Source organism: Amycolatopsis mongoliensis (assembly GCF_030285665.1).
GTDB classification, from domain to species: Bacteria; Actinomycetota; Actinomycetes; order Mycobacteriales; family Pseudonocardiaceae; genus Amycolatopsis; species Amycolatopsis mongoliensis.
The window spans coordinates 6,679,320-6,701,337 of sequence record NZ_CP127295.1 but is presented as its reverse complement, the minus strand read 5'-3'; the positions used below and the strand labels follow the sequence as shown (position 1 = coordinate 6,701,337).

Below are 22,018 nucleotides of genomic sequence, written 5' to 3'. Positions count from 1 at the left end.
CTCATCCATGGGCAGTGCACACCGTGTCGGGGGCAAGGTCATCACCTTCGGCGAAAACGTGAACACCGACGTCATCATCCCCGGCCGCTACCTCGTGAGCATCGACCCGGCGGAGCTCGCCGAGCACGCCTTCGAGCCACTGGGGGCGGAGACGCAGGCGCGGCTGCGGGCGAGCGACGTCGTGGTCGCCGGCCGCAACTTCGGCTGCGGCAGCGCGCGGGAGCAGGCCGCCACGTGCCTGCTCGGCGCCGGGATCAAGGCCGTGGTCGCGGCCTCCTTCTCCCGCGTCTTCTTCCGCAACGCCATCAACACCGGGCTCGTCGCGGTCGAGTCGCCCGCCGCGGCGGAAGCGGCCGCCGACGGCGGCGAGATGTGGGTCGACTACGACGCGGGCACGGTCGAAACGAGCGGGCAGACCTTCCCCTTCAGCCCGTACCCGCAGGTGCTGCGGGAGATCATGGCCGACGGTGGCCTGATCCCGCACCTGATGGCGAGCTTCGCGGGAGGAAACCAGTGACGGCCAAGACCTTCGCGCAGAAGGCGATCGAACGCGCGTCCGGGGTCGCCGACCTCGTGCCCGGCCGGATCGTCGACGCGTTCCCCGACCTGTACATGAGCCACACCGCGAGCTGGCGCTGCATCCGGACGCTGGAGAAGATGGGCGTCGAGCGGCTCTACGACGTCGATCGCGTCGCCATGGTGATGGACCACCTCTCCCCCGCCATGAACGCGAAGACGGCCGCGGACCACGCGTTGTGCCGCGAGTTCGCGAAGAAAATGGGCGTGCGGAACTTCTTCGACGTCAACAGCGGAATCGCGCACATCGTGCTCATGGAGCACGGCCTCGTGCGGCCCGGCCGGTTCATCATCGGCACCGACTCGCACTCCACGATCTACGGCGCGCTGGGCGCGTTCGGCACCGGCGTCGGGTTCAGCGAGATCACCGCCGCCTGGGTCACCGGGAAGCTGTGGGTCAAGGTGCCCGAGTCGGTGCGGATCGTGGTCGACGGCGACCTCGCCCCGGGCGTCTACGCCAAGGACGTCATGCTCAAGCTCATCGGCGACCTCGGCGCCGACGGGCTCACGTACGAGTCGGCCGAGTTCTCCGGCTCCTACGTCGAGGGCATGTCCGTGTCCGAACGCATGACGTTCTGCAACCTGGCCATGGAGATGGGCGCGAAGAACGCCTTCGTGGCCCCGGACGACACCACGCTCGCCTACCTCGGCGAGGCCGGCGTGCCGCGCGACGAGTTGGACATCCTGCTGCCGGACGAGGGTGCGGCCTACCGGGCCACCGTGCGGCTCGACGGGCCTGCGCTCGCCCCGCAGATCGCGGTGCCGCACACGGTCGACAACGTGGTCGGCGTCGGCGAGGTCGCCGGCACGAAGCTCGACCAGGTCTTCATCGGCTCGTGCGCCAACGCGAAGTACGACGACCTCGTGATCGCGGCCGACGTGCTGGCCGGCCACCGCGTGGCCCCGGGCCTGCGGCTCATCGTCACGCCCGCGTCGGCGAAGATCATGGCGCAGGCATCCGACAGCGGTGTGCTCACGAAGCTGATCCAGGCCGGCGCGATGATCACCAACCCGGGCTGCGGCGCGTGCGCCGGCAACGGCGGCGCGATGGCCGACGGCGAGGTCACGCTGTCGACTGCCAACCGCAACTTCCAGGGCCGTATGGGCAGCTACGACTCGAAGATCTTCCTGTCGAGCCCGGCCACGGCCGCGGCGTCGGCCATCCGCGGGGTCATCACCGACCCGCGCGAGATCGTGTCGACGGCGGTGGTCGCGTGAACCTCGTCGAAAAGATCCTCGCCCGGGCGAGCGGGCGCGAGTCGGTGGAGCCCGGCGAGATCGTCGTCGCAAAGGTCGACCGGCTGATCATGCACGACCTGTCCGGGTACCTGACCTCGCAGGTGTACGAGAAGCGCGTCAACACGCCCATCCCCGATCCCGAGCGGGTCGTAATGGTGTTCGACCACCACTTCGCCCCGCCCACCGAGCAGCAGGCCGATGTGTTGCGGCACAACCGGCAGTGGGCGCGCAAGCACGGCCTGACGCTGTACGACTGCGGCAACGGCAACCTGCACCACGCGGCCGTCCGCAACGGGCACATCAAGCCGGGCATGATCGTGGTCGGGTCCGACAGCCACACCCCCGTGCACGGAACGCTCGGCGCGCTCGCGGTGGCGCTGGGCAACGACTCGCACGCCGGCACCGTGCTGCCGTACGGGAAAGCGTGGTTCAAGGTGCCGGAAACCACGCGCGTGCACCTCGAAGGCACGCCGCAGCCGGGCGTCACCCCGCGGGACGTCGCGTTGTGGCTCGTCGGCCGGATCGGCGAGGGCGAGCTGAACTACCGGGCCGTCGAGTTCGGCGGGCCGTACGTGCGCGGACTGTCCTTCTGGGACCGCTGGCTGTTCCCGCTGCTGTGCGTGGACCTCGGGGCGAAATGCAGTTTCGTCGAGCCGGACGAGGTGACCGAGGCGTTCGTCCGGACGCTGCCCGGTGCCGGGCCGGACCTGCTGGTGCGCGGCGACGGCGGCGAGGCGGCCCAGGTGCTGCGCTTCGACGTCGGCGAGGTCGGCGTGCAGGTCGCGTGCCCGCCGACCGTCGGCAACGTCAAGCCGGTCGGCGCGGTCGCCGGCACGCCCGTCCAGTACGCCGAGCTGGGCGGCCACGGCGGCGGCCGGCTCGAGGACTTCCGCGCGGCGGCGGAAGTCCTGGCCGGGCACCGGGTGCACCCGGACGTGCGGTTCCACCTCGTGCCCTCCAGCCGCGAGGTGTTCGCCGAGGCGGCGCGCGAAGGGCTCGTACTCGCGCTGCACGAGGCGGGCGCGATGTGGTTCCCGCCCAGCACCGGCTCGAACCAGGCCTACAACATGGGCGCGCTGGCGTCGGACGAGGCGATGATCTCCACCCACGCCCGCAACTTCCCCGGCCGCAACGGCAGCCCCGACGCGTCGATGTACCTCGCGTCGTCGGAAACCGTTGCCGCATCGGCCGTCGCGGGCGTCATCGCAGGGAGGACCGCGTGAAGTTCGAGGGCCGCTGCTGGCGGTTCGGGGACAACATCCCGACCGACCGGCTCGTGAAGACCCAGTACGTGTTCGAGCCGATGGAGATCCTCGTGCAGCACGTGCTCGAAGACCTCAACCCGGAGTTCCCGAAGCAGGTGCGGCCCGGTGACGTCGTGTTCGCCGGCAAGCACTTCGGGCAGTCCTCGGGCCGCGCCATCGCGACGAAAGCGTTGCAGGCCACGGGAATCGGGTGCGTGGTCGCGGAAACGTTCGCCCGGACGTTCTACCGCAACTGCTTCGAGGTCGGCCTGCCGGCGCTCGAGGTCGGGCTGAACCCCGGCTTCGCGGCCGACGGCGACCGGGTGCGCGTGGACCTCACCACCGGTGAGTTCACCAACCTGACCACGCAGACGATGATCCGCGGCGCCGCGGCCGACCCGTTCCTCGTCGAGATGCTCGAAGCAGGCGGGCTGATCAGCCTCGCGAAGAGCCGGCCGGAGGTGTTCCGCTAGGACCGTGGCCACGAACGGAATCCCCTGGCGGGCAACGACTTCGACCGCCGGGGATTTCGTCGTGCCCGCGTCCGGGCGGCGAAGAACTCGCCGAAATGAAGTTTCTCAACTTCTTGACGCGCGTCGCGAATCGGAGTCACACTGACCGGAGCACACTGAGGTGCACCCCCTGACACTTCTCATGGTCGACACCTCGCCCGATTTCGAACCGGCGCGCAGTTCTCTCCCCCGCGTCCCGGTCTCCCCTCCGGACACAATCGAGGTTCCCCACCGTGCCATGGAAACCACTCCGCCGCCGGACCCGGCTCGCGTTGCCGCTGCTCGCCTTCGCCCTCGCCGCCACCGCGTGCGGCTCGGGTGGCGCCGCCTCGGGCGGCGACACGATCACCCTCGGCCTGCCGGTGCAGGCCACCACCCTCGCGCCGGTCTACCTGGCCGAGGACATGGACCTTTGGAAGCAGCACGGCCTCACCGTCAAGGCCGTCACGTTCAAGGGCGACGCCGAGCTCGCCAAGGCCGTGCTGTCCGGTGACGTCGACGTCGCGGTCGGCTCGCTGACCGGGCCGCTCACCGCCGAGGAAGCCGGCCAGGACGTGAAGGTCATCTACGGCGGCTTCGACATGACGGCGTTCTCCTGGTACGCCGTGCCCGAGATCCACGCCGTGGCCCAGGGCAAGGGGAAGAACTGGGGCGTGACGACCATCGGCTCGTCCACCGACCTGCTCACCCGCTTCGCCGCGGCCAAGGCCGGCCTCGATCCCAACCGGGACATCAAGGTCGTGCAGGGCGGCGCTTCGGCGGCGCGGCTCGCGGCCATGAAGGCCGGCCAGCTGCAGGCCAACATCTTCACCGAACCGCAGACGGTCTACGCGCAGAAGGCGGGCTACAACAAGATCCTCGACCTCAGGGATCTCGTCGACAGCTACCCGATGCACGTCGCGTGGAGCAAGCCCGGCTTCGTCGACGGCAACTCCGACCGCGCCAAGAAGTTCGTCGACACGCTGGCACAGGCCATGAAGCTGACCAAGGACCAGCCCGGCGACGCGGCGAAGTCGATCGCGAAGGCGCTCAAGATCAGCGTCGACGACGCGAAGGCCAGCATGGCGGAGTGGATCGGCCAGCTCTACCCCGACGGCCGGATGCCCTCGGCGAAGGCGATGGACGACTTCTGGCAGATGGGCCTGCAGGGCAAGGTGTTCGCGAAACGGCTGCCCGACTCGCAGTGGCTCGACAGCCGCTTCCTGCCGAAGACCAGCTGAGCGGAGGGAACCCGATGGCCGACATCACCTTCGACCGCTTGCGGATCTCCTACGCCGGCAAGGCGGGCCCGTTCGTCGCGGTCGACGGCTTCGACGCACACGTCGAGGACGGCGAGTTCGTGACGATCGTCGGGGCCAGCGGCTGCGGCAAGAGCAGCGTGCTGCTGGCCGCCGACGGCCTGCTGCGCCCGTCCGGCGGAGAAATCCGCATCGGCGACCAGGTCGTGACGAAGCCCGGCCCCGACCGCGGCGTGGTGTTCCAGGACGCGTCGCTCATGCCGTGGCGCACCATCCTCGCGAACGTCGCGTTCGGGCTCGAGATGCAGGGCGTCGACAAATCCATCCGGCTGGACCGCGCACGGCACTTCATCGACCTGGTCGGCCTCGCCGGTCGCGAACAGGCCCACCCGCACCAGCTCTCCGGGGGCATGCGCCAGCGCGTCGGCATCGCCCGCGCGCTCGCCACCGACCCCCAGGTGCTGCTGATGGACGAGCCGTTCGGCGCTCTGGACGCGCAGACGCGCGAGCTGATGGCCGGTGAGCTGCTGCGGATCTGGGACCTGGACCGGAAGACGGTGCTGTTCGTGACGCACGGCATCGACGAGGCCGTGTTCCTCGCCGACCGCGTGCTCGTGATGGGCGGCAGCCCGAGCCACGTGGTCGAGGTGATCGACATCGACCTGCCCCGCCCGCGCGACGCCGCCGTGCGCGCGAGCGAGGCGTTCGGCAAGTACCGCACGCACCTGGCCGACCTGTTGTTCGGCACGGCGGCCGGGGAACCGGTGACGTCATGACACCGGGCCTGCGAACGCGACCCCCGCGCCCGGTCGTCGCGGCGCCGCCGCCCCGCGCGGTGGGCCTGCGCTGGGTCCCTCCGGTGCGCGCGCGGTTCGTGCTCGGCAGTGTGGTCGTGGTGCTGGCGCTGTGGCAGCTGGCCGGGCAGACGGGCCTGGTCGACGTGCAGTTCACCAGCACGCCGTCGGCGATCGTGCGGGCCGGCGGGGACCTGCTGAGCTCGGGCGAGCTGGGGAAGAACGCGCAGACGACGCTCGTCGAGTTCTTCGCGGGCTTCGCGCCGGCGATTCTCGTCGGCGTGCCGGTGGGCATGCTGATGGGCTGGAAGCTGCGGATCCGGCAGACGCTCGAGCCCGCGCTGGTCGCGCTGTACGTGACGCCGTCGCTGGCGTTGCTGCCGCTCGTGGTGCTCGCGCTCGGCATCGGGGAGGCGTCGAAGATCGCGATGGTGTTCATCGAGGCCGTGATCACGATCGCGGTGAACGCGATGGCCGGCATTCGCGAGACGGACCCGAAGCTCGTGCAGGTGGCCCGCGCGTTCTGCGCGGGCGGCGGCGCGATGTTCGGCAAGGTGCTGCTGCCCGGCGCGCTGCCGACGATCATGGCCGGGCTGCGCCTCGGCGCGGGCCGCGGCGTGATCGCCGTGATCGTCGCCGAGCTCTACGGCGGCACCGACGGCGTCGGCCAGCTGATCGCCACCTACGGCCAGAGCTTCGACGTCGCCACGTTGATGTTCCTGACCCTCGTGGTCGCGGTGTTCGGGTACGCCCTCACGCAACTGCTGCGCGTGCTCGGGACCGCCGCCACGTCGTGGGAGAGGTGACCCCGATGACCACCCTTGTGCGCCGGCGCGTGCCGGAGAAGGCGATGCCGCTCCTGCTCGGCGGCGGGTTCCTCGTGCTCGTCGCGCTGCTGTGGCAGATCGCCGTGTGGGCCGGCCTCGTGAACCCGTTCCTCACCTCCTCCCCCGCGCTCGTCGCCGCGTCGCTGGGCGACCAGATCGGCTCCGGGCTGCTGCTGCGCAGCCTCGGTCGCAGCGCGCTGGAGCTGGCCGTCGGGTTCGGCGTCGCAGCGGTCGCGGGCGTCGCGCTGGGATTGCTGATGGGCCGCTACCGCTACGTCGACTACGTGGTCGAGCCGTACGTGTGGCTGCTGTACTCGGCGCCCGTCGTCGCGATGTTCCCGTTGCTGGTGCTGGTGTTCGGCCTCGGCAGCCCGGCGGTGGTCGCCATCGCGTTCCTGATGTCCGTGGTGCCGGTGGTCGTCAACTCGGCGCAGGGCGTGCGCAACGTCGACCCGGCGCTGATCCGCACGGCCGTGTCGTTCGGCGCGGGCGAGACCGCGTTGCTGCGCAAGGTGATTCTGCCGGCGTCCGTTCCGACGGTGATGGCCGGGCTGCGCCTCGGCGTCGGCCGCGGGCTCGTCGGGGTCGTCGTCGGCGAGTTCTTCGCGGGCGACGGCGGGATCGGCTACAACATCAGCTTCTTCGCCGGCCACCTCGGCACCACGGACGTGCTCGCGTCGGTGTTCGTGGTGATCGTGGCGGGCGTCCTGCTCAACGTGCTGGCCCGCGGGCTCGAAGCCCTCGCCGACTCCTGGCGCACCGAACTCCCCTGACTCCTTCGAAGAAGAGGTATCCCGTGAAGCAGATCGCCGCCGACATCGGCGGGACGTTCACCGACCTGACCGCCGTGGACGAACACGGCGTGTTCAGCACAGCCAAGACCCTGACCACGCCGCACGACCACGCCGAGGGGGTACTCGACGGCCTCGACAAGCTCGGCGCGCACCTGCCGGACACCGAGCTGTTCCTGCACGGCTCCACGATCGCCATCAACACCGTGCTGCAGCGCGCCGGCGCCGCCACCGCGCTGATCACGACCGAGGGGTTCCGCGACGTCTACGAGATCGGGCGCGGCAACCGGTCCGAGCCGTACAACCTGTTCTTCGGCAAGCCCGACCCGCTCGTGCCGCGGCGGCTGCGGCGCGAGGTGCGCGAGCGCGTGCTCGTCGACGGCAGCGTGCGCACCCCGCTCGACACCGGAGGTGCGCGGCAGCTGATCGAGGAGCTGAAGGAGTCCGGCGTCCGGTCGGTGGCGGTGTGCCTGCTGCACGCGTACGCCAACCCGGAACACGAGCTCGAACTGGGCCGCCTGTTCGCCGAGCTGTGGCCCGAGGCGTACGTGACGCTGTCGCACCGGATCATGCGCGAGTACCGCGAGTACGAGCGGACCTCGACCACGGTGCTGAACGCCTACGTCGGACCGGTCGTGTCGCGGTACCTCGACTCGCTCACCCAGCGCCTCGCCGACCGCGGCTTCCGCGGGCGGCTGCTCATCATGCAGTCCAACGGCGGCATCATGTCCGTCGAGACCGCGCGCCGGAGCCCCGTGCGCATGATGGAGTCGGGGCCGGTCGCGGGGGTGATCGGCGCGTCGGCCCTCGCCGCGGGTCTCGACCTGCCTCGGCTGATCTCGTTCGACATGGGCGGCACCACGGCCAAGACGAGCCTCGTGAAGGACGGCGAGGTCGACATCAACCCCGGCTACTTCATCGGCGGCTACGCGACCGGCCACCCGATGGCGCTGCCGGTCGTCAACATCGTCGAGGTCGGCTCCGGCGGTGGCAGCATCGCGTGGGTCGACCCGGCCGGCGCGCTGAAGGTGGGCCCGGTCAGCGCCGGCGCGGCACCCGGCCCCGCCTGCTACGGCCGCGGCGGCGACCGGCCGACGGTCACCGACGCCAACCTCGTGCTCGGGCGCCTCGGCGCGAGCCGGTTCCTCGGCGGTGAAATGCCGCTCGACCGCGCGGCCGCCGAGGAAGCCATCCGCACGCACGTCGCCGAACCGCTGGGGCTCGACCTGATGGCGGCCGCACTGGGGATCGTGACGATCGCCGACGCGCAGATGTCGCTGGCCGTGCGTGCCGTGTCCGTGGAGAAGGGCGAGGACCCGCGCACGTTCGCGCTCGTGGCCACCGGCGGCGCCGGACCGCTGCACGCGGTGTCGATCGCCCGCGAACTGACCATCGGCACGGTCGTGGTCCCCGTGTTGCCCGGCCAGTTCTCCGCCAAGGGCATGCTCTACTCCGAGGTCCGCCACGACCTCACCCGCACGTCACTGGCGAAGTTCGAAACGTCGACCGTGGAGCAGTACGCGATCATCATCAAGGCGCTCGGTGCGGAAGCCTGGGCGCGGCTGCGGGGCGACGTCGGCGAGCCGGCGCACCCGCCCGTGCTGCAGCACTTCCTCGAGCTGCGTTACCAGGGCCAGGAGTTCACGATCCCCGTGCCGGTGCCGGACGAGGGACTGTCGATCGCGAACCACGCCGAAGTGCGCGCGCTGTTCGACGAACTGCACGACCGGCTCTACGGGCACCACGCGTCGGACGAAACCGTGGAAGCCGTCGGCGTCCGCACGGTGATCACCCTGCCGCTGGAAACCTCGGCCGGCACGGCGACGGAGACCGAAGCGGCAGCCGGCGAGCCGGAGCCCGTCGAGCACCGGCCCGTCGTCCTGCACGGCGGCGGCCCCGAACCCGTGTCCTGTCCGGTCTACGAACGGGAGACGCTGCGGCCCGGCCACCGGATCACCGGCCCGGCCGTGGTCCAGGAAGCCACGTCGTCGGTCGTCTTCCACCCCGGCGACACGCTGACCGTCGCCCCCGATCTTTCGCTCGTCGTCTCCGTGGGGAGCCCCGCATGACCATCGATCCCGTCACCCTCGAAGTGGTGCGCTGCGCGCTCGTGGCGTATTCCGACGAAATGGCCACCGCGCTGCGCCGCGCCGCCTACAACCCGATGATCTTCGAGGTCCAGGACTACTGCGTCGGCCTGGTCGACACCGCGGGCGAGCTCATCGCCCAGAACCTCGGCGGCCTGCCGATCTTCCTCGCCGACCTCGGAGTCTCGGTCGCCGACGGCATCGAACGTCACGGCCTCGACGGCTTCGAGCCCGGCGACGCGCTGGTGATGAACTACCCGTACGTCGCGGGCCAGCACCTCAACAACGTCGTCGTCTACACGCCGATCTTCGTCGGCGGCAAGGTCGTGGCGTTCCCCGCGGTGCGCGCCCACTGGGTCGACATCGGCGGCTCCCGCATCGGCTTCGGCTCCACCGCCACCACGGACATCTACTCCGAGGGCCTGCAGCTGCGTTCGATCAAGGTGCTGAAGGCCGGCGAGTGGGACGCCGACGTGATGCAGATCCTCAAGGACAACATCCGCATCCCGGAGTCGTCGCTGGGGGACCTGCGCGCGGCGATCGCGGCCTGCCGCCTCGGCGAGCGGCGCATCGCCGAGCTGTGCGAGCGCTACGGCCTCGACACGGTCATGGCCTGCATCACCGAGATGCGCAACCAGTCGGAACGCCTCTCGCGCCACGCGGTCGCGCAGATGGCCGACGGCGAGTACACCGCATCGGCCTGGATGGACAACGACGGACAGGACCTCGACAAGCGCATCACCCTCGACATCAAGGTGATCGTCGCGGGCGACGAGCTCACGATCGACTTCTCCGGCATCAACGAGCAGGTCAAGGGCCCGCTTAACGCCGGGAAGTCGGGTGGGGTCGCCGCCGCGCGCGTGGCGTTCAAGATGCTGACCCTGCCGACCCACCCTGTCGACGAAGGCTCGTTCCGCAACCTGCGCGTGGTGCTGCCGGAAGGAAAGCTGCTCAACGCGAAGCCGCCCGCCGCGCTCGGGCAGTGGAGCATCTCGCTGCCCACGGTCGTCGACACGATCATCCGGGCGCTCGCCGACGCACTGCCCGAGCAGGTGCCGGCCGCGCACAAGGGCGACATGTCGGGCTTCACGTTCCACGGGATCGACGAGAAGACCGGCTCGCGGTTCGTGTGCCTCAACATCAACGGCGGCGGCTGGGGCGGGCGCCCGGTCGGGGACGGCCCGAGCGCGTGCGTGTCGGTGTGCCAGGGCGACGTGCGCAACATCCCCATCGAGATCCAGGAAGCGCGCTACCCCTTGGTGTTCACGCGCCACGAGCTGCGCGCCGACAGTGGTGGCGCGGGCCGCCACCGCGGCGGGCTGGGCCTGGAGATCGACGTGGAGCCGCAGCAGGCGATGTTCACCAACATCGCGAACGAGCGCACGACCTGCCCGCCGTGGGGTCTGCGCGGCGGGCAGCCGGGCGCGGTCAACGACACGATCGTCACGCAGCCGGGCGGGCCGCCGGAGCACGTGAAGAAGCACACCGGGCTCGCGCTGCGGGCGGGGTCGAAGATCACCTTCCGCACCGCGGGCGGCGGGGGCTGGGGGCATCCGTGGGAACGGCCCGCTGCCGACGTCGCCGAGGACGTGGCCGACGGGTTCGTGACCGCCGCGGCCGCGCGTGAGCACTACGGCGTCGCGCTGACCGGCGACGGGCGCGTCGACGAGCCGGAGACCGGGCGGCTCCGGACCGCGCAGGCCGATGTCGCTCGTCGGTGAGCTCGCCGCCCGGGCGCATGCGGTCGCCGCGGTGGCGATGCCGCCCGCGGTCCGGGCCACCGTCCGGGCCCACCTCACCGACGCCGTCGGCGCCCTGGTCGCCGGCCGCAGCACGATCGAGGGCTCGGTGGCCGGGCTCGCGCGCACCCTGTCGCCGGAGTTCGGCGCCGCGCGGCGCACGGCCTTCGTCGGCGGGGTGTACGCGCACGCCTGGGAAGCAGGCGACATCCACCGCGGCGCGGTGCTGTGCCCCGGCTGCGTGGTCCTGCCGGCGACGCTCGCGGTGCTGCCCGCGCGGCCCGGCGCTTCGGCCGACGAGTACGAACGCGCGTACCTCGCCGGCTACGAAGTGGCGCTCGCCGCGGGGGCGGTGATCGGGGGCGACCGGCTGATCCAGCGGGGCTGGTGGCCGACCGCGCTGCTGGCCCCGCTGGGCGCCGCCGCGGCGGCCGCCGTCCTGCTGGACCGGCCGCCGGAGGTCACCGCGTCGGCGATCGCGCTCGCCGCGCAGCACGCAGGCGGTTCGATCGCGGGCGCGACCGACCGGGCCGACGGCAAGTACCTGCTCGCCGGGTTCGCCGCCGAGCGGGCGGTCACCGCGTTCCTCGCCGCCGACTCCGGCTGGACCGGCCCGCTCGACATCCTCGACGCCCCGCGGTCCCCGCTGCGGCGCGAGAGCCTCCGGCTGCCCGAGCCGTACCTGACCCCCGGGACCAGCCTCAAGCCCCACGCGGGCGCGAAACACCTGCAGGGCGCGATCGACGCCGTGCTCGAGCTACGCCGGGCCGGCGGCTGGCGGCCGGGCGAGGTGCGGCGGCTCACCTGTCTGCTGCCGGCCCAGCTGGCCGGGATCGTCGACCGCCCGCCGCCGTTCTCCTCTCCGCTGAGCGCCCTGGGCAGCGCGCAGTTCGTGCTGGCGATCGCGGCGATCCGCGGGCACTGCACGCCGTGGGACTTCGACGACGCGGCGCTGCGCGACGACACCGTGCTCGAACTCGCGCGCGTCGTGCGCGTGGAACCGGCCGGCGACCTCACGGCCGCGTACCCGGCGAAGTGGGGCGCACGCGTCGAACTCACGACCGTTTCGGGCGTCGCCACCGCGGACCGGCTCGATGCGCGGGGCGACCCGGGGAATCCCCTGTCCCACGACGAGATCGTCGCGAAGTTCACGACGCTCGCGACGCGAGAGCTCGGCTCGGAGCGGGCCCGGGCCGTCGCCGAGTCGCTGCTGCGCCCCGGTGCGGGGGTCTCGGCGCTGCGCGAGCACGTGCTGCCTCTGCTCAGCGGTACGTTCGTGCGGCCGCCGGAAAACGCCGCGGCGGGCGCGAAACCAGGAGGTTCGTCCTGACCACCGACCGAACGGAGCCCGACCTGAGCCGGGCTCCGACCCCGCAGACGGTGCTGCTGACGATGATCGGCCGCTACTGCCTCGACGAGAACCCCGAGATCTCGACGGCGGGGTACATCGACGTGCTGGCGCGGATCGGCGTGTCCGCGCACGCCACGCGGCTCACCGTGGCGCGGATGACCGAGCGCGGGCTGCTGGAGCGCTCGCGCCGGGGCCGCGCCGCGACCTTCCGCGCGTCGGAGGTGGGGCTCGACGTCGTGCGCCGGCAGCAGGACCGCACGTTCCACGACACCGTCGACGAGCCGCGGCCCGAAGGCGCGTGGACCATCCTGTCCTTCACGCTGCCCGAGACCCACCGCAAGGAACGCCACCTGCTGCGACGGCGGCTGGCCTGGGAGAGCTTCGGGCTGCTGCGCGACGGGGTGTGGCTCGCGCCGGGCGAACGGGACGTCTCGGCGATCCTCTCGCAGCTGCCCGGCGCCGGTGTCGACCAGCACGTCGAAGTCTTCACCGCCTACCCGAAGTTCGCCGACGTCGAGGGCATGATCTCCCGCACCTGGCACCTCGGCGAGCTCGCCGAGCGGTACCACCGGTTCCTGCGAACCTGGAACGTGGCCCGCCCCGCACCCGAAGCCACCGACGCCCTCGGCCGCGATCTCGTCCTCGTGTCCGCGTGGCGGCAGCTGCTGCGCGAGACGCCGCGGCTGCCCGCCAAGCACCTGCCGCGCGACTGGCCGGCCGCGCGGTGCCACGAGCTGTTCCGCACCTTGCACGAGACCTACCGAGGGGATGCCGACCGGATCTTCGCCGGCATCCTCGCCGAGCACCGGCTGAGCTGAGGAGGCTCGACATGCGCGTGGTGGACTCCCACTTCCACTGGTTCCCCCGGTCCCACTTCGAAACGATGGCGGCGCGCAGCGCCTACCCCCGTACCGAACGCGTCGGCGACGGCTACCGGTACCGCTACCACGACGGTCGCGGGTTCATCCCGCTCCCGGCGATCTGGTTCGATCTCGAACTCGGACTCGAAACCGCGCGAGCCGCGACCGGCCCGGACACCGTCGTCGTCTGCACCACGGGCGTGCTGGCCGGGATGCTCGACCAGATGCCCGCGACCGAAGCGCTCGACGAGGCGCACGCGTACAACGAAGAGATCGCGAAGGCTCAGCGGACCCACGCGGGCAGGTTCTTCGGCACCGCCGCGGTTCCGTTGCAGGACACCTCGGCCGCGTTGGCCGTGCTCGACCACGCCGTGCGCTCATTGGACCTGCGCGGTGTGAACCTGCCCTCGATGATCGGTGAGGAGACCGTCGACCAGGAGCGGCTGGAACCCTTTTACGCCCGCGTCGCCGAGCTGGGGGTACCGCTGATCATCCACCCGACGGACCTTGCGTTCAACGACGTGCTCACCGGCTACGCCGACGGCCTGCAACGCTCGCTGGGCCGTCTGCTCGACTCCAGCGTCACCGTCCTGCGGCTCATCTTCAGCGGCGTCATGGAGCGGCACCCTTCGCTGCGCGTGGTCCAAACTCACGCCGGTGGCCTGCTCCCCTACCAAGCAGGGCGCATCGACAAGAACGCCCGTATCGAGGGGTTGCCGGCACTGCCGTCGCACTACCTTCGGCGGATCTTCGTCGACACCGTCGCACCCCAGGCCCTGACCATCCGCACTGCCCTGGAGTACTACGGCGCGGACAACGTCCTGTACGGCACCGACCACCCGTGCTGGAGCCCCCGCGCGGCGGTCGCAGTCCTCGACGAGGCGGACCTCGACGACGAAGTGCGGGCGAAGATCTACACCAACGCCGCCTCGGTGTTCCCCCTCGGCTGACGATCATCGCGCAGAAATCTTCCGGCGCGATCACTGAACGCGTTGCCGGTGCGACGCGAGGTCCGGGACGCGGAAGAAACCCGCAGCATGGCGCGCTCCTGCCTTGAGGTTCGTGGCCACGGCCGCGACCGGCATCGTCCCCGCGCCGACGGCGGCGCCGAGCGGGTGGCGAGTCCCGCGGCCAGGAGGACGGCGGCGATCAGTTCGCACAGCACGGCGGTCGCCGCCATTCGCCGTCCGGTGGCGGGTGATCCGCAGGCCCTGACCGCAGCTCGCCGGACGGGAAGATACCTCCAGCCGAGTTGACCATGCACGTGTCCGACTAGGTTTGGGCCCGTGGTGTCAGCACTGTTGTCGGAGTCGGCCAGCGCAAGCCAACGATCCGCTTTACGAAGACCTCCTGGATCAGGCGCAGCGGTGGGCGGTGAACTGGGTGCGGAAAGCGCGTTGATACTGGCGAATGCGGTGGCCGGCATGATCGTCGTCGCACGGCCCGACCTTCGGGCCACCGCGGCCGCAAACGGCCTGCATTCGCCACGCTCGACATCTCCTTGCGCGTTGTTCCTGGCCGTACTCGCAAGCGCTACCGTCGCCGGAGCGACCTTCGGGCACGACGCCGGTTCAGCAAGGCAGCCTTCAACCGCTACGCCTGAATCTGCGGGACTGCAAAACGAGCGGTGTAACTCCCGATCATCAAGGTCGCAGATCTCGGAGAAGTCGTACTGGCAGAACTCCTGGGCCGGGCTCACCCGTCCAGCAGGGCACGGACCTTCGCTGCTTCATGGGCGCCGATCCGGGTCAGGTCCTCCCACGCCTTTTCCCACGCCGCGCGGGCGCCCGGGCCGTCGCCGGCCGCCGCCAGGTGGTGACCCAGGCTCAGCATCGATTTTCCCCGCCACCGGGGATCGCCGGAGGTTTCGAGGTAAGCCAATCCCCGGTCCAGGTGGGCACGTCCCGAAGCCGGGTCGCCCAGCGCCAGGTGGATGTCGCCCAGCAGGACTTCCGCGCAGGCCAGGCCGTGCGCGTCCCGGGTTCGGCTCAGCGTTTCCGTCGCTTGCCGGGCATACGCGAGCGCTTCCGGAAAGTTGCCCGCTTCCAGCGCGACCCAGGCGAGGCACCGGAGCGCCGCGCCTTCCCGACGGGCGTCGCCCGCGTCCCGGAGCGCTTCGCGGCTGGCCGTCAGCTGTTCGACTGCCGCCACGCGATTCCCTTCGTCCTGATGGATGATTCCGAGTTCGCGTCCGCTGACCGCCGCCCACCTCACATCGCCGAGCGCGCGGTACGTCGCGATCGCTTCGGTCAGGAACTCCTTCGCCTCCGCCCACTTGCCCCGGTATCGGTGCAGCACGCCATACTCCCGCAACGCATACGCACGCCATCGGGGCTCGTCCAGTGAGTCCAATGTGGACAGGCAGTGGGCGAAGAACGCCGCCGCTTCGTCCCACCGGCCCTGCAGCCGGTGCGACACGCCCACCGACAACAGGGTCACGACTTCCAGCAACGGATCCTCCGCACGCGGCAGGATCGCCAGCCCGTCCCGGAAGGAGCGCTCCGAAGTCGCGAAATCCCGCATCTCCCTGGCGGCGAGGCCGAGCGCGAACAGGGCGTAGGAGGTCCAGTACGGACTGTCCATCCTGGTCGCCGCGGCGTGACTGAGTTGCGCGACGCGCTTCAGGTCGCTCCACTGGGCACGCAGTTCCAGGAACGCCGCCACGGTCGCCGAGAGCCGGCAGGTCGTGGCGTCGTCGGCGGCTGCCGCCGACAGTTCCACGGCGTGGAGGATCGACGGGTGCTCGTCCGCCAGCCACGCCGGCGCCTTCCGCTCGACGTCCGCCACCAGCCGGGGCGCGTCCAGCGCCAGCGGCGGCGGGGTGAACTTGTGCAGGCCGCCGAACTCCAGCTGGGCGTCCGCGCGTTTCCCCAGGTACAGGTAGGCGTCGGTGAGCCTCGACCAGACGTCCGCGTGGTCCTGCGACGAGAGCTTTTCCCTGGCGTACAAGCGGATCAGGTCATGGAAGTGGTAGCGGGTCGCCGTGAACTCACCACGTCCGCACTCCAGGAGGTTCACGTCCACGAGGCCTTCCAGCAGCCGTTCCGTGGTCCACAGGTCCTCGCCCAGTGCCACCGCCGCCGCCCAGGCGGCGAACCCGGCGTCCGGCATGGCCGCCAGCAGCCGGAAAGCGCGCTGCTGTCCGGCTTCCAGGCCGGTGTAGCTGAGCAGGAAGCCGGCCCGGACCTCCCGGTCGCCGCCGACGAGTTCGTCCAGCCGGTCGCGTTCGTCCGCCATCCGCGCGGCCAGGTCGGCGACCGTCTGGTGCGGGCGGGACCGCAGCTTCGCGCCCACGATCCGCAGGGCCAGGGGCAACCCGCCGCAGAGCCGGACGATCTCGCGGGCGGCCTCGTCCTCCGCCGCGCTCCGGGGTGCCAGACCGGCCAGCAACGCGAGGGCGTCCGCGTCGGCCAGCCCTTCGAGATCGATCAGGTCCCGCAGGTCCAGCCCGGTCAGGCGGCGACGGCTGGTGATCAGCACACCGCACTCCGGGTTCCCCGGGATCAGCGATCGCAGTTGCTCCTCGTCGGCCGCGTTGTCCAGGACCACGAGGAGGTGACGGCTCGCGCAGCGGTCCCGGAACAGCCCGATCCGTTCCTCCAGGGACGCCGGAAGGTCGGTGTCCGCGACCCCGAGGTCGCGAAGGAACCTGGCCAGGACCTCGGCCGGATCACGCGGCTGCGGGCCGGCGCCGTGCAGGTCGACGAACAGCTGCCCGTCCGGGAACCGCGCAGCCAGGCGATGGGCCGCGCGGACCGCGAGCGCGGTCTTGCCCAGCCCGGGCTTACCGGTGATCGCGATGACGGCCGGGACCCGGTCGCCGGTGCCGAACAGGCCGGCGAGGGTGTCCAGGTGGTCATCGCGGCCGGTGTAGTGGTCGACGTCCGGCGGCAGCTGGCGGGGTCCGGTGAACGGCAGGAGCGACGGGTCGTCACGCAGGATCCGCACCTGGAGCTGACGCACCGCGGGCGCGGGCTCGATGCCCAGTTCCTCGTCGAGGTGCCGGTAGAGCCGCTGGTAGGTGGCCAGCGCCTCGGGCGTGCGGTCCAGGCGGTGCAGGGCGAGAATCAGCTTGGCCACCAGCTGCTGGCGCAGTGGGTGCGCGGTGGCCGCTTCGGCCAGCTCGTGGATGATCTCGGCCTCACGGCCGCGCCGGAGACAAGCCTCGAACCGGTCCTCCAGCGCGCCGAGCCGCGCCTCCTCCAGCGGCGCGGCCACCCGGAGCCGGACGTCCTCGGTGGCCACCGAACTGAGCGCCGGTCCCTTCCACAGCGCCAGTGCCTCCTCGAGAAGTTCGATCCGGCGCTCGTCGGTGGCGGCCCGCGCCCGCGCGCACAGGGTGTGGAACCGGAACACATCGACCCGGAGGGGATCGAGGCGCAGCTGGTAGCCGGGCCCTTCGCGCACCAGTTCGACGTCGTCGCTCTGCGCGAAGACCGCGCGCAGGCGGCTGATCTGGGTGTGGATCACGGTCCGGGCGGTGTCCGGCGCCTCGCCCTCGGGCCAGGTCAGCTCGATCAGCCGGTCCGCCGGCACGTGCTTGTTGGCTTCCAGCAGCAGCACCGCGAGGACGAACCGCTGCTTGCGAACGCCGAGGTCGACGGGGCGCCCGTCCAGGAACGCCTGTACCGGCCCGAGCACTGAGAAGTCCATAACCGGGTCGTACTTTAACGCGACCGCATGAATCCGGCTCGGCCGATCGGGCTATCCGGCCGTCCGGGTGTTAGAAACTTGTTTGCTCCGGCTTCGTACGGTGATGCCGATCTGTGCGGGCCGTCCGGAACGACCGATCCGCACGACTTCCGTCCCGCGCGATGGCATGGGGAGAAAGCAGACAGATGCGGCGAGTACTGGCCACCTTGACCTGCCTGGCGGCGGTGATCACCATCGGTGGCTGCAGCAGCGGCGGGTCCACCCCGCAGGCACCACGTTCGGGCGAGGCCACCGGGGCTGGGGCGCCCGGCACCACCGCCGCCACCCCGGAGGCCGTCACAGCCGACCCGCCCACCGCGTTCGACGCCGGCGCGGGCGTCTCGCTGCCGACGGAGGCGTTCAGCACCAACGTCGGGGGCGGCATCACCGCGAGGTTTCTGACCCTGCGTGACCGCACCGCGTACATCGTCGCCCCCACCGGGATGACCGCCGTGGACGTGTTCACCGGCAAGCAGCAGTGGGCAGTGCCGATCGAGGGCGAACCCGGCGACCCCGACAACCAGCGCGGCCCATTCGTCAACACCACCGGGCCGCGGCCGCCGGTGGTGACCGAGAAGCTCGCCGCCGCGGCCGTCCCGGTCAGCGTGCCCGAACAGGGCACCACACCCGGCTACATCGCGCTCACGGTGCTCGCGGCCGACGTCACGACCGGCAAGAAGGCATGGCAGACCGACACCAAGATCGCCTCCGACGACCAGTACGCCGACGCCGGAAACGCCGTCACCAAGGTCGTCGGCGTCACTGACAAGGCCGTCATCGCCAGCTACGAGAAGGTCGTCTACGGCAGCACGCAGGGCGGCAAGCCGATCGCACTCGACGCCAAGACCGGCAAGGACCTGTCCACCGAAGTCGGCGTCGAGCCGTACTGGGTGAGCAAGTACGCAGCCATCGGCCTCTCCGACAAGCGCATCCCCACGGCGTACCCCGTCAAGAAGTGACCATCGAGGACCTCCAATGCGACGTGTGACACTGGTAGCGGCGATCCTGGCCTGCGCGCTGGGACTCTCGGCCTGCAACGACGAACCACCGGTTTCCGGCAGCCCGAAGACCGCGGACGGCGGTGACACGGCGGCCCCGGGGGACGGGTCCGGCAAGACGGGGACGCCGCTCGCGGGCGTCGACCCGTGCAGCCTGCTCAAGCCCGCCGACGTGCCGGAACTCGACCAGGATTCGTACGTACAGCCGACGGCCTCCTCGGGCGAACACCCGTCGTGCGGGGGCTACGACTTCGGCGTGACGATCATCGACCACGACCAGCTCGCCCACGAGATGGACTTCGAGGGCTCGCTTGCGAAGCCGACGCCCGACATCAGCGGGCACCACGCGGTGACCACGCCGATGGAGGTCGGTGCCGCGAAGAGCTGCGTGGTGTCGATGGACGTGACGGCCGACGAGTTCGTGCGGATCGCGATCATGCACGACAAGGACCCGTCGAAGACGTGCGACATCGCGGTGGCGGCGGCCAAGGTCGTCGCGTCCCGGATCCCGGCCTGAACCGCGGCACTCCGCCGATCAACGACTGGTTGTGCCGGATCTTCGACCCCGACCACCGCGACGAGACCGTGCGGCTGCTGGCCGGGTGGACGGCCGCCGCACCCCAGCCGAGAAAGGATGCGGAGGCGAAGTTACGGCGTCACCTGGCAGCCATCGAGGCGGGCGTAGACCCCGCCAGCTTCGTCGAGCCGATGAACCGCGCGCGGGCTGAGCGGCAGGCCGCCAAAGGAGGAGCTGGAGCACCTGCCGGACACTCAAGCAGCCGACGGAGCGAGCCAAGGCGACCAGGTTCTGCGCGGCCGGCGTGAGCACGGCGGGCCCCGTCAGCAGCGCGACGTGCAGGCGCGCGGCAACAGCACGGCCGCGGTCGAGGGAAGCACGGCTATGTGCCGAGGTCACCGTGACGCGCAGGACCGGATGTTCGCACGCGGCACGATCGAATCACCTCGAACCTCTCGCCGAGATCCACCAAGGACCGCCCCACGACCTCACCGCTAGCTCCTTTCGGGATCCGGCAGCTCTGCCCAGAATTTCGTCAGAGCCTCGGCAACCGGCGCCGGCGTTTCCTCGGGCCACCAGTGGCCCACGCCCTCGAGATGCACCATCCTCGCACCCGATTGCCGCGCTGCCCACTCGTGCTGTGCCAGCGTCCCGCTAGCTCGCTCGAAGTCGTCAACGGCGATGAGAGCGAGCCCCGGACGTTCTGCGGCGCTCGGCAGCAGCCGTCCCGCTTCGGCCATCGCCGGCTGTCGTGCCGACCGCAACAGCTTGAGGACGGCGCGCCCCATCTCGAGATCCATGCTGTCGCCTGCCAGCGTTATGGGACCACCACGTTGCCAGTCGTGGGGCCACCGACGGCAGCGCAGAAGTGGAACAGGTTACCGCGCTGACGATTGGCGAACGCTGCGTTCCCGTACGACCGAAATGCGGCATGCGCGGACGCGTTGCCCTTGCGAAAACCATTGGTGACCGACTTGCTCCGCTGATGTACTGATGGCCACCGTGAGTCTGCTGCGTGACGGAGGTAGTAGGTGTGAGCAGCTATAACGTGCTTGCCGAGGTATACGAGTGGCTCATCTCCGATGCGAAGCTGGCTCCGGCCGAGTTCGCTGCGTCGTTCGATGATGTCCTCAGTCTTCTGCCGTCGAACGCTCACGTCCTCGATTGTTCGTGCGGGGCCGGACAGTTGGCGGTTGGCCTCGCCGGTCTTGGCATGCACGTTGTCGCAACTGACGCCAGCGAAGCGATGGTTCGTCGGACTGCGGAGTTGTCTGAGGAGTTCGGGGCATCTGTTCGGACAGTGCGGGCGGACTGGGAAGAGTTGCCTGACCATTTCGATGACGCCACCTTCGACATGGTGTTCTGCGTTGGCAACTCGCTGCACCATGCCGAGGGCGCGCGAGGCAGGGTTGCTGCTCTGGAGTCGATGTCACGGCTTCTGCGCCGTGGCGGGCGCTTGGTGCTCACCTCCCGCACGTGGGAACTCGTGAGGGCCAGAGGTTCCCGACTGGACATCAGTGACCGACTCGTTCGCCGGAACGGTCGCGATGCCGTCGTGGTCTACCGCTGGGACATTGCGCCGAACTGGGAGGACGAGCACCACATCGAGATTGCGATCGCGCAAGTGGATCCGGCTGGGTCGGTTCTTGCCCGCTCGGAACTGCTTTCGAGCTGGCCCTACCGATACGACCAACTCGAAGCCGAGTTGCACCGGGTCGGACTCCAGACGGAAATGAGCACGTTCAACCTTGAGGCCGAGAACTACATGGTGGTGGCGAGCAAGGTATAGACAACGGGCTCTCAGTCCGTGGCCGGACCGCGCGGTTGCAACCAGGAGGCTTGCGTCCTCTCGTTGGCATTTCCGGACGTTTGGGTTGCCGTCGCCGTGACCTGGCTAACGCAGATCTGGAACCTGTTCTCTCAGTGGATCACCTGCAGTCGGTGGTCCACTGACTGGCAACGTGGTGGTCCCACGACGGTGGCAAACGACACCATGCCTGCCGCGACCCGCTCCGCCATGCGTCCGGTCATACCGAGGGCCGACGTCACGGCGAGTCGCTGTTCCAGATCGCCTCCCCACAACTCCTGCACCGAGGCTTCCCCGGCCCCTCCTGCTGCCACACCTGTGCCCGCGGATGCCAGGCGTAGTCGGGCGCGAACACGCCGAGTGCGTCGGAAGCCCAGCTGCGAATCAAATCCGGACGGCTCATCGCCAGCGCCGCGACGTGGATTCCGCCCCAGTCGTGACCCACCAGGTCGACCGGAGCGCGGAACAGCTCCAGCTGGGACGCCAGCCAGTCTCGATAGGCCCTCGTCGACGAGTCGAAGCCACGGGGTGCGGGGACGCCGAACCCGGGCGGGGACAGGACTACCGCGTCGGCGCGATCGAGCTCCCCGATGAGCGGTCCCCAGATCGCCGCCGACTCGGGGTTGCCGTGGACGAGGACGAGTGGAGCGTGCGACACAGGACCACCTCTCAAATATTTGTTGGTTGACACGCAATAATCGTTGACAGTTCGGTCCACCCGGGCGCTCGTCCCCCGTGCCGTCGGC

At 70.4% G+C, this 22,018-nt stretch carries 19 protein-coding genes; 16 read left to right on the top strand and 3 right to left on the bottom strand.

What is annotated here, in order from left to right; genetic code table 11:
- The first annotated feature begins 7 nt into the window (after positions 1 to 7).
- The 13 genes from QRX60_RS32115 to QRX60_RS32055 all read left to right on the top strand — a co-directional run bounded on the left by QRX60_RS32115 (position 8) and on the right by QRX60_RS32055 (position 14,208).
- Positions 8 to 517 (top strand): LeuD/DmdB family oxidoreductase small subunit, encoded by a 510-nt coding sequence (locus QRX60_RS32115; RefSeq protein WP_285995179.1) that lies wholly within the window; start codon positions 8 to 10, stop codon positions 515 to 517.
- Positions 514 to 1,794 (top strand): aconitase/3-isopropylmalate dehydratase large subunit family protein, encoded by a 1,281-nt coding sequence (locus tag QRX60_RS32110; RefSeq protein WP_285995178.1) that lies wholly within the window; start codon positions 514 to 516, stop codon positions 1,792 to 1,794. The genes QRX60_RS32115 and QRX60_RS32110 overlap by 4 nt, the downstream gene beginning before the upstream one ends.
- Positions 1,791 to 3,038 carry a 3-isopropylmalate dehydratase large subunit gene (locus tag QRX60_RS32105; RefSeq protein ID WP_285995177.1) on the top strand — a complete coding sequence of 416 codons (1,248 nt, stop codon included), beginning with the start codon at positions 1,791 to 1,793 and terminating at the stop codon, positions 3,036 to 3,038. Before QRX60_RS32110 ends, QRX60_RS32105 begins: the two co-directional genes overlap by 4 nt.
- On the top strand, positions 3,035 to 3,532 hold the full coding sequence (locus QRX60_RS32100) for a LeuD/DmdB family oxidoreductase small subunit (protein WP_285995176.1): 498 nt from the start codon (positions 3,035 to 3,037) through the stop codon (positions 3,530 to 3,532). Before QRX60_RS32105 ends, QRX60_RS32100 begins: the two co-directional genes overlap by 4 nt.
- A 272-nt stretch (positions 3,533 to 3,804) precedes the next feature.
- Positions 3,805 to 4,791 carry an ABC transporter substrate-binding protein gene (locus tag QRX60_RS32095; RefSeq protein ID WP_285995175.1) on the top strand — a complete coding sequence of 329 codons (987 nt, stop codon included), beginning with the start codon at positions 3,805 to 3,807 and terminating at the stop codon, positions 4,789 to 4,791.
- Positions 4,792 to 4,805: 14 nt separating this feature from the next.
- Positions 4,806 to 5,585, top strand: coding sequence for an ABC transporter ATP-binding protein (locus QRX60_RS32090; protein ID WP_285995174.1), 780 nt, complete (start codon positions 4,806 to 4,808; stop codon positions 5,583 to 5,585).
- Positions 5,582 to 6,409, top strand: a complete 828-nt coding sequence (locus QRX60_RS32085; protein WP_285995173.1) for an ABC transporter permease — start codon at positions 5,582 to 5,584, stop codon at positions 6,407 to 6,409. Before QRX60_RS32090 ends, QRX60_RS32085 begins: the two co-directional genes overlap by 4 nt.
- Positions 6,410 to 6,414: 5 nt before the next feature.
- Positions 6,415 to 7,203, top strand: a complete 789-nt coding sequence (locus QRX60_RS32080; RefSeq protein WP_285995172.1) for an ABC transporter permease — start codon at positions 6,415 to 6,417, stop codon at positions 7,201 to 7,203.
- A gap of 23 nt (positions 7,204 to 7,226) precedes the next feature.
- On the top strand, positions 7,227 to 9,290 hold the full coding sequence (locus QRX60_RS32075; protein ID WP_285995171.1) for a hydantoinase/oxoprolinase family protein: 2,064 nt from the start codon (positions 7,227 to 7,229) through the stop codon (positions 9,288 to 9,290).
- Positions 9,287 to 11,029 carry a hydantoinase B/oxoprolinase family protein gene (locus tag QRX60_RS32070; RefSeq protein WP_285995170.1) on the top strand — a complete coding sequence of 581 codons (1,743 nt, stop codon included), beginning with the start codon at positions 9,287 to 9,289 and terminating at the stop codon, positions 11,027 to 11,029. Before QRX60_RS32075 ends, QRX60_RS32070 begins: the two co-directional genes overlap by 4 nt.
- Positions 11,013 to 12,377, top strand: a complete 1,365-nt coding sequence (locus QRX60_RS32065) for an MmgE/PrpD family protein (protein WP_285995169.1) — start codon at positions 11,013 to 11,015, stop codon at positions 12,375 to 12,377. Before QRX60_RS32070 ends, QRX60_RS32065 begins: the two co-directional genes overlap by 17 nt.
- 50 nt (positions 12,378 to 12,427) lie before the next feature.
- Positions 12,428 to 13,216 carry a PaaX family transcriptional regulator gene (locus QRX60_RS32060; protein WP_285995168.1) on the top strand — a complete coding sequence of 263 codons (789 nt, stop codon included), beginning with the start codon at positions 12,428 to 12,430 and terminating at the stop codon, positions 13,214 to 13,216.
- A gap of 11 nt (positions 13,217 to 13,227) precedes the next feature.
- The gene (locus tag QRX60_RS32055) at positions 13,228 to 14,208 is read left to right on the top strand and encodes an amidohydrolase family protein (protein WP_285995167.1); all 981 of its coding nucleotides are present in this window, start codon (positions 13,228 to 13,230) and stop codon (positions 14,206 to 14,208) included.
- 745 nt (positions 14,209 to 14,953) lie between these two features.
- Here the strand turns inward: QRX60_RS32055 and QRX60_RS32050 are convergent.
- A complete protein-coding gene (locus QRX60_RS32050) occupies positions 14,954 to 17,911 on the bottom strand; it encodes an AfsR/SARP family transcriptional regulator (protein WP_285995166.1) in 2,958 nt (985 codons plus the stop codon).
- 185 nt (positions 17,912 to 18,096) lie between these two features.
- On the opposite strand from QRX60_RS32050, the gene QRX60_RS32045 reads away from it, so the two are divergent.
- Positions 18,097 to 18,909, top strand: coding sequence for a hypothetical protein (locus QRX60_RS32045; protein ID WP_285995165.1), 813 nt, complete (start codon positions 18,097 to 18,099; stop codon positions 18,907 to 18,909).
- A gap of 16 nt (positions 18,910 to 18,925) precedes the next feature.
- Positions 18,926 to 19,465 carry a DUF3558 family protein gene (locus QRX60_RS32040; RefSeq protein WP_285995164.1) on the top strand — a complete coding sequence of 180 codons (540 nt, stop codon included), beginning with the start codon at positions 18,926 to 18,928 and terminating at the stop codon, positions 19,463 to 19,465.
- A gap of 494 nt (positions 19,466 to 19,959) precedes the next feature.
- On the opposite strand, the gene QRX60_RS32035 is transcribed toward QRX60_RS32040, so the two are convergent.
- Entirely contained in the window at positions 19,960 to 20,265 is a 306-nt protein-coding gene (locus QRX60_RS32035) for an alpha/beta fold hydrolase (protein ID WP_285995163.1), read from the bottom strand.
- A gap of 233 nt (positions 20,266 to 20,498) precedes the next feature.
- On the opposite strand from QRX60_RS32035, the gene QRX60_RS32030 reads away from it, so the two are divergent.
- Positions 20,499 to 21,254, top strand: a complete 756-nt coding sequence (locus QRX60_RS32030) for a class I SAM-dependent methyltransferase (protein ID WP_285995162.1) — start codon at positions 20,499 to 20,501, stop codon at positions 21,252 to 21,254.
- A gap of 256 nt (positions 21,255 to 21,510) precedes the next feature.
- Here QRX60_RS32030 and QRX60_RS32025 read toward each other — a convergent pair whose 3' ends face one another.
- The gene (locus tag QRX60_RS32025; RefSeq protein WP_285995161.1) at positions 21,511 to 21,930 is read right to left on the bottom strand and encodes an alpha/beta fold hydrolase; all 420 of its coding nucleotides are present in this window, start codon (positions 21,928 to 21,930) and stop codon (positions 21,511 to 21,513) included.
- Between the last annotated feature and the right edge of the window lie 88 nt (positions 21,931 to 22,018).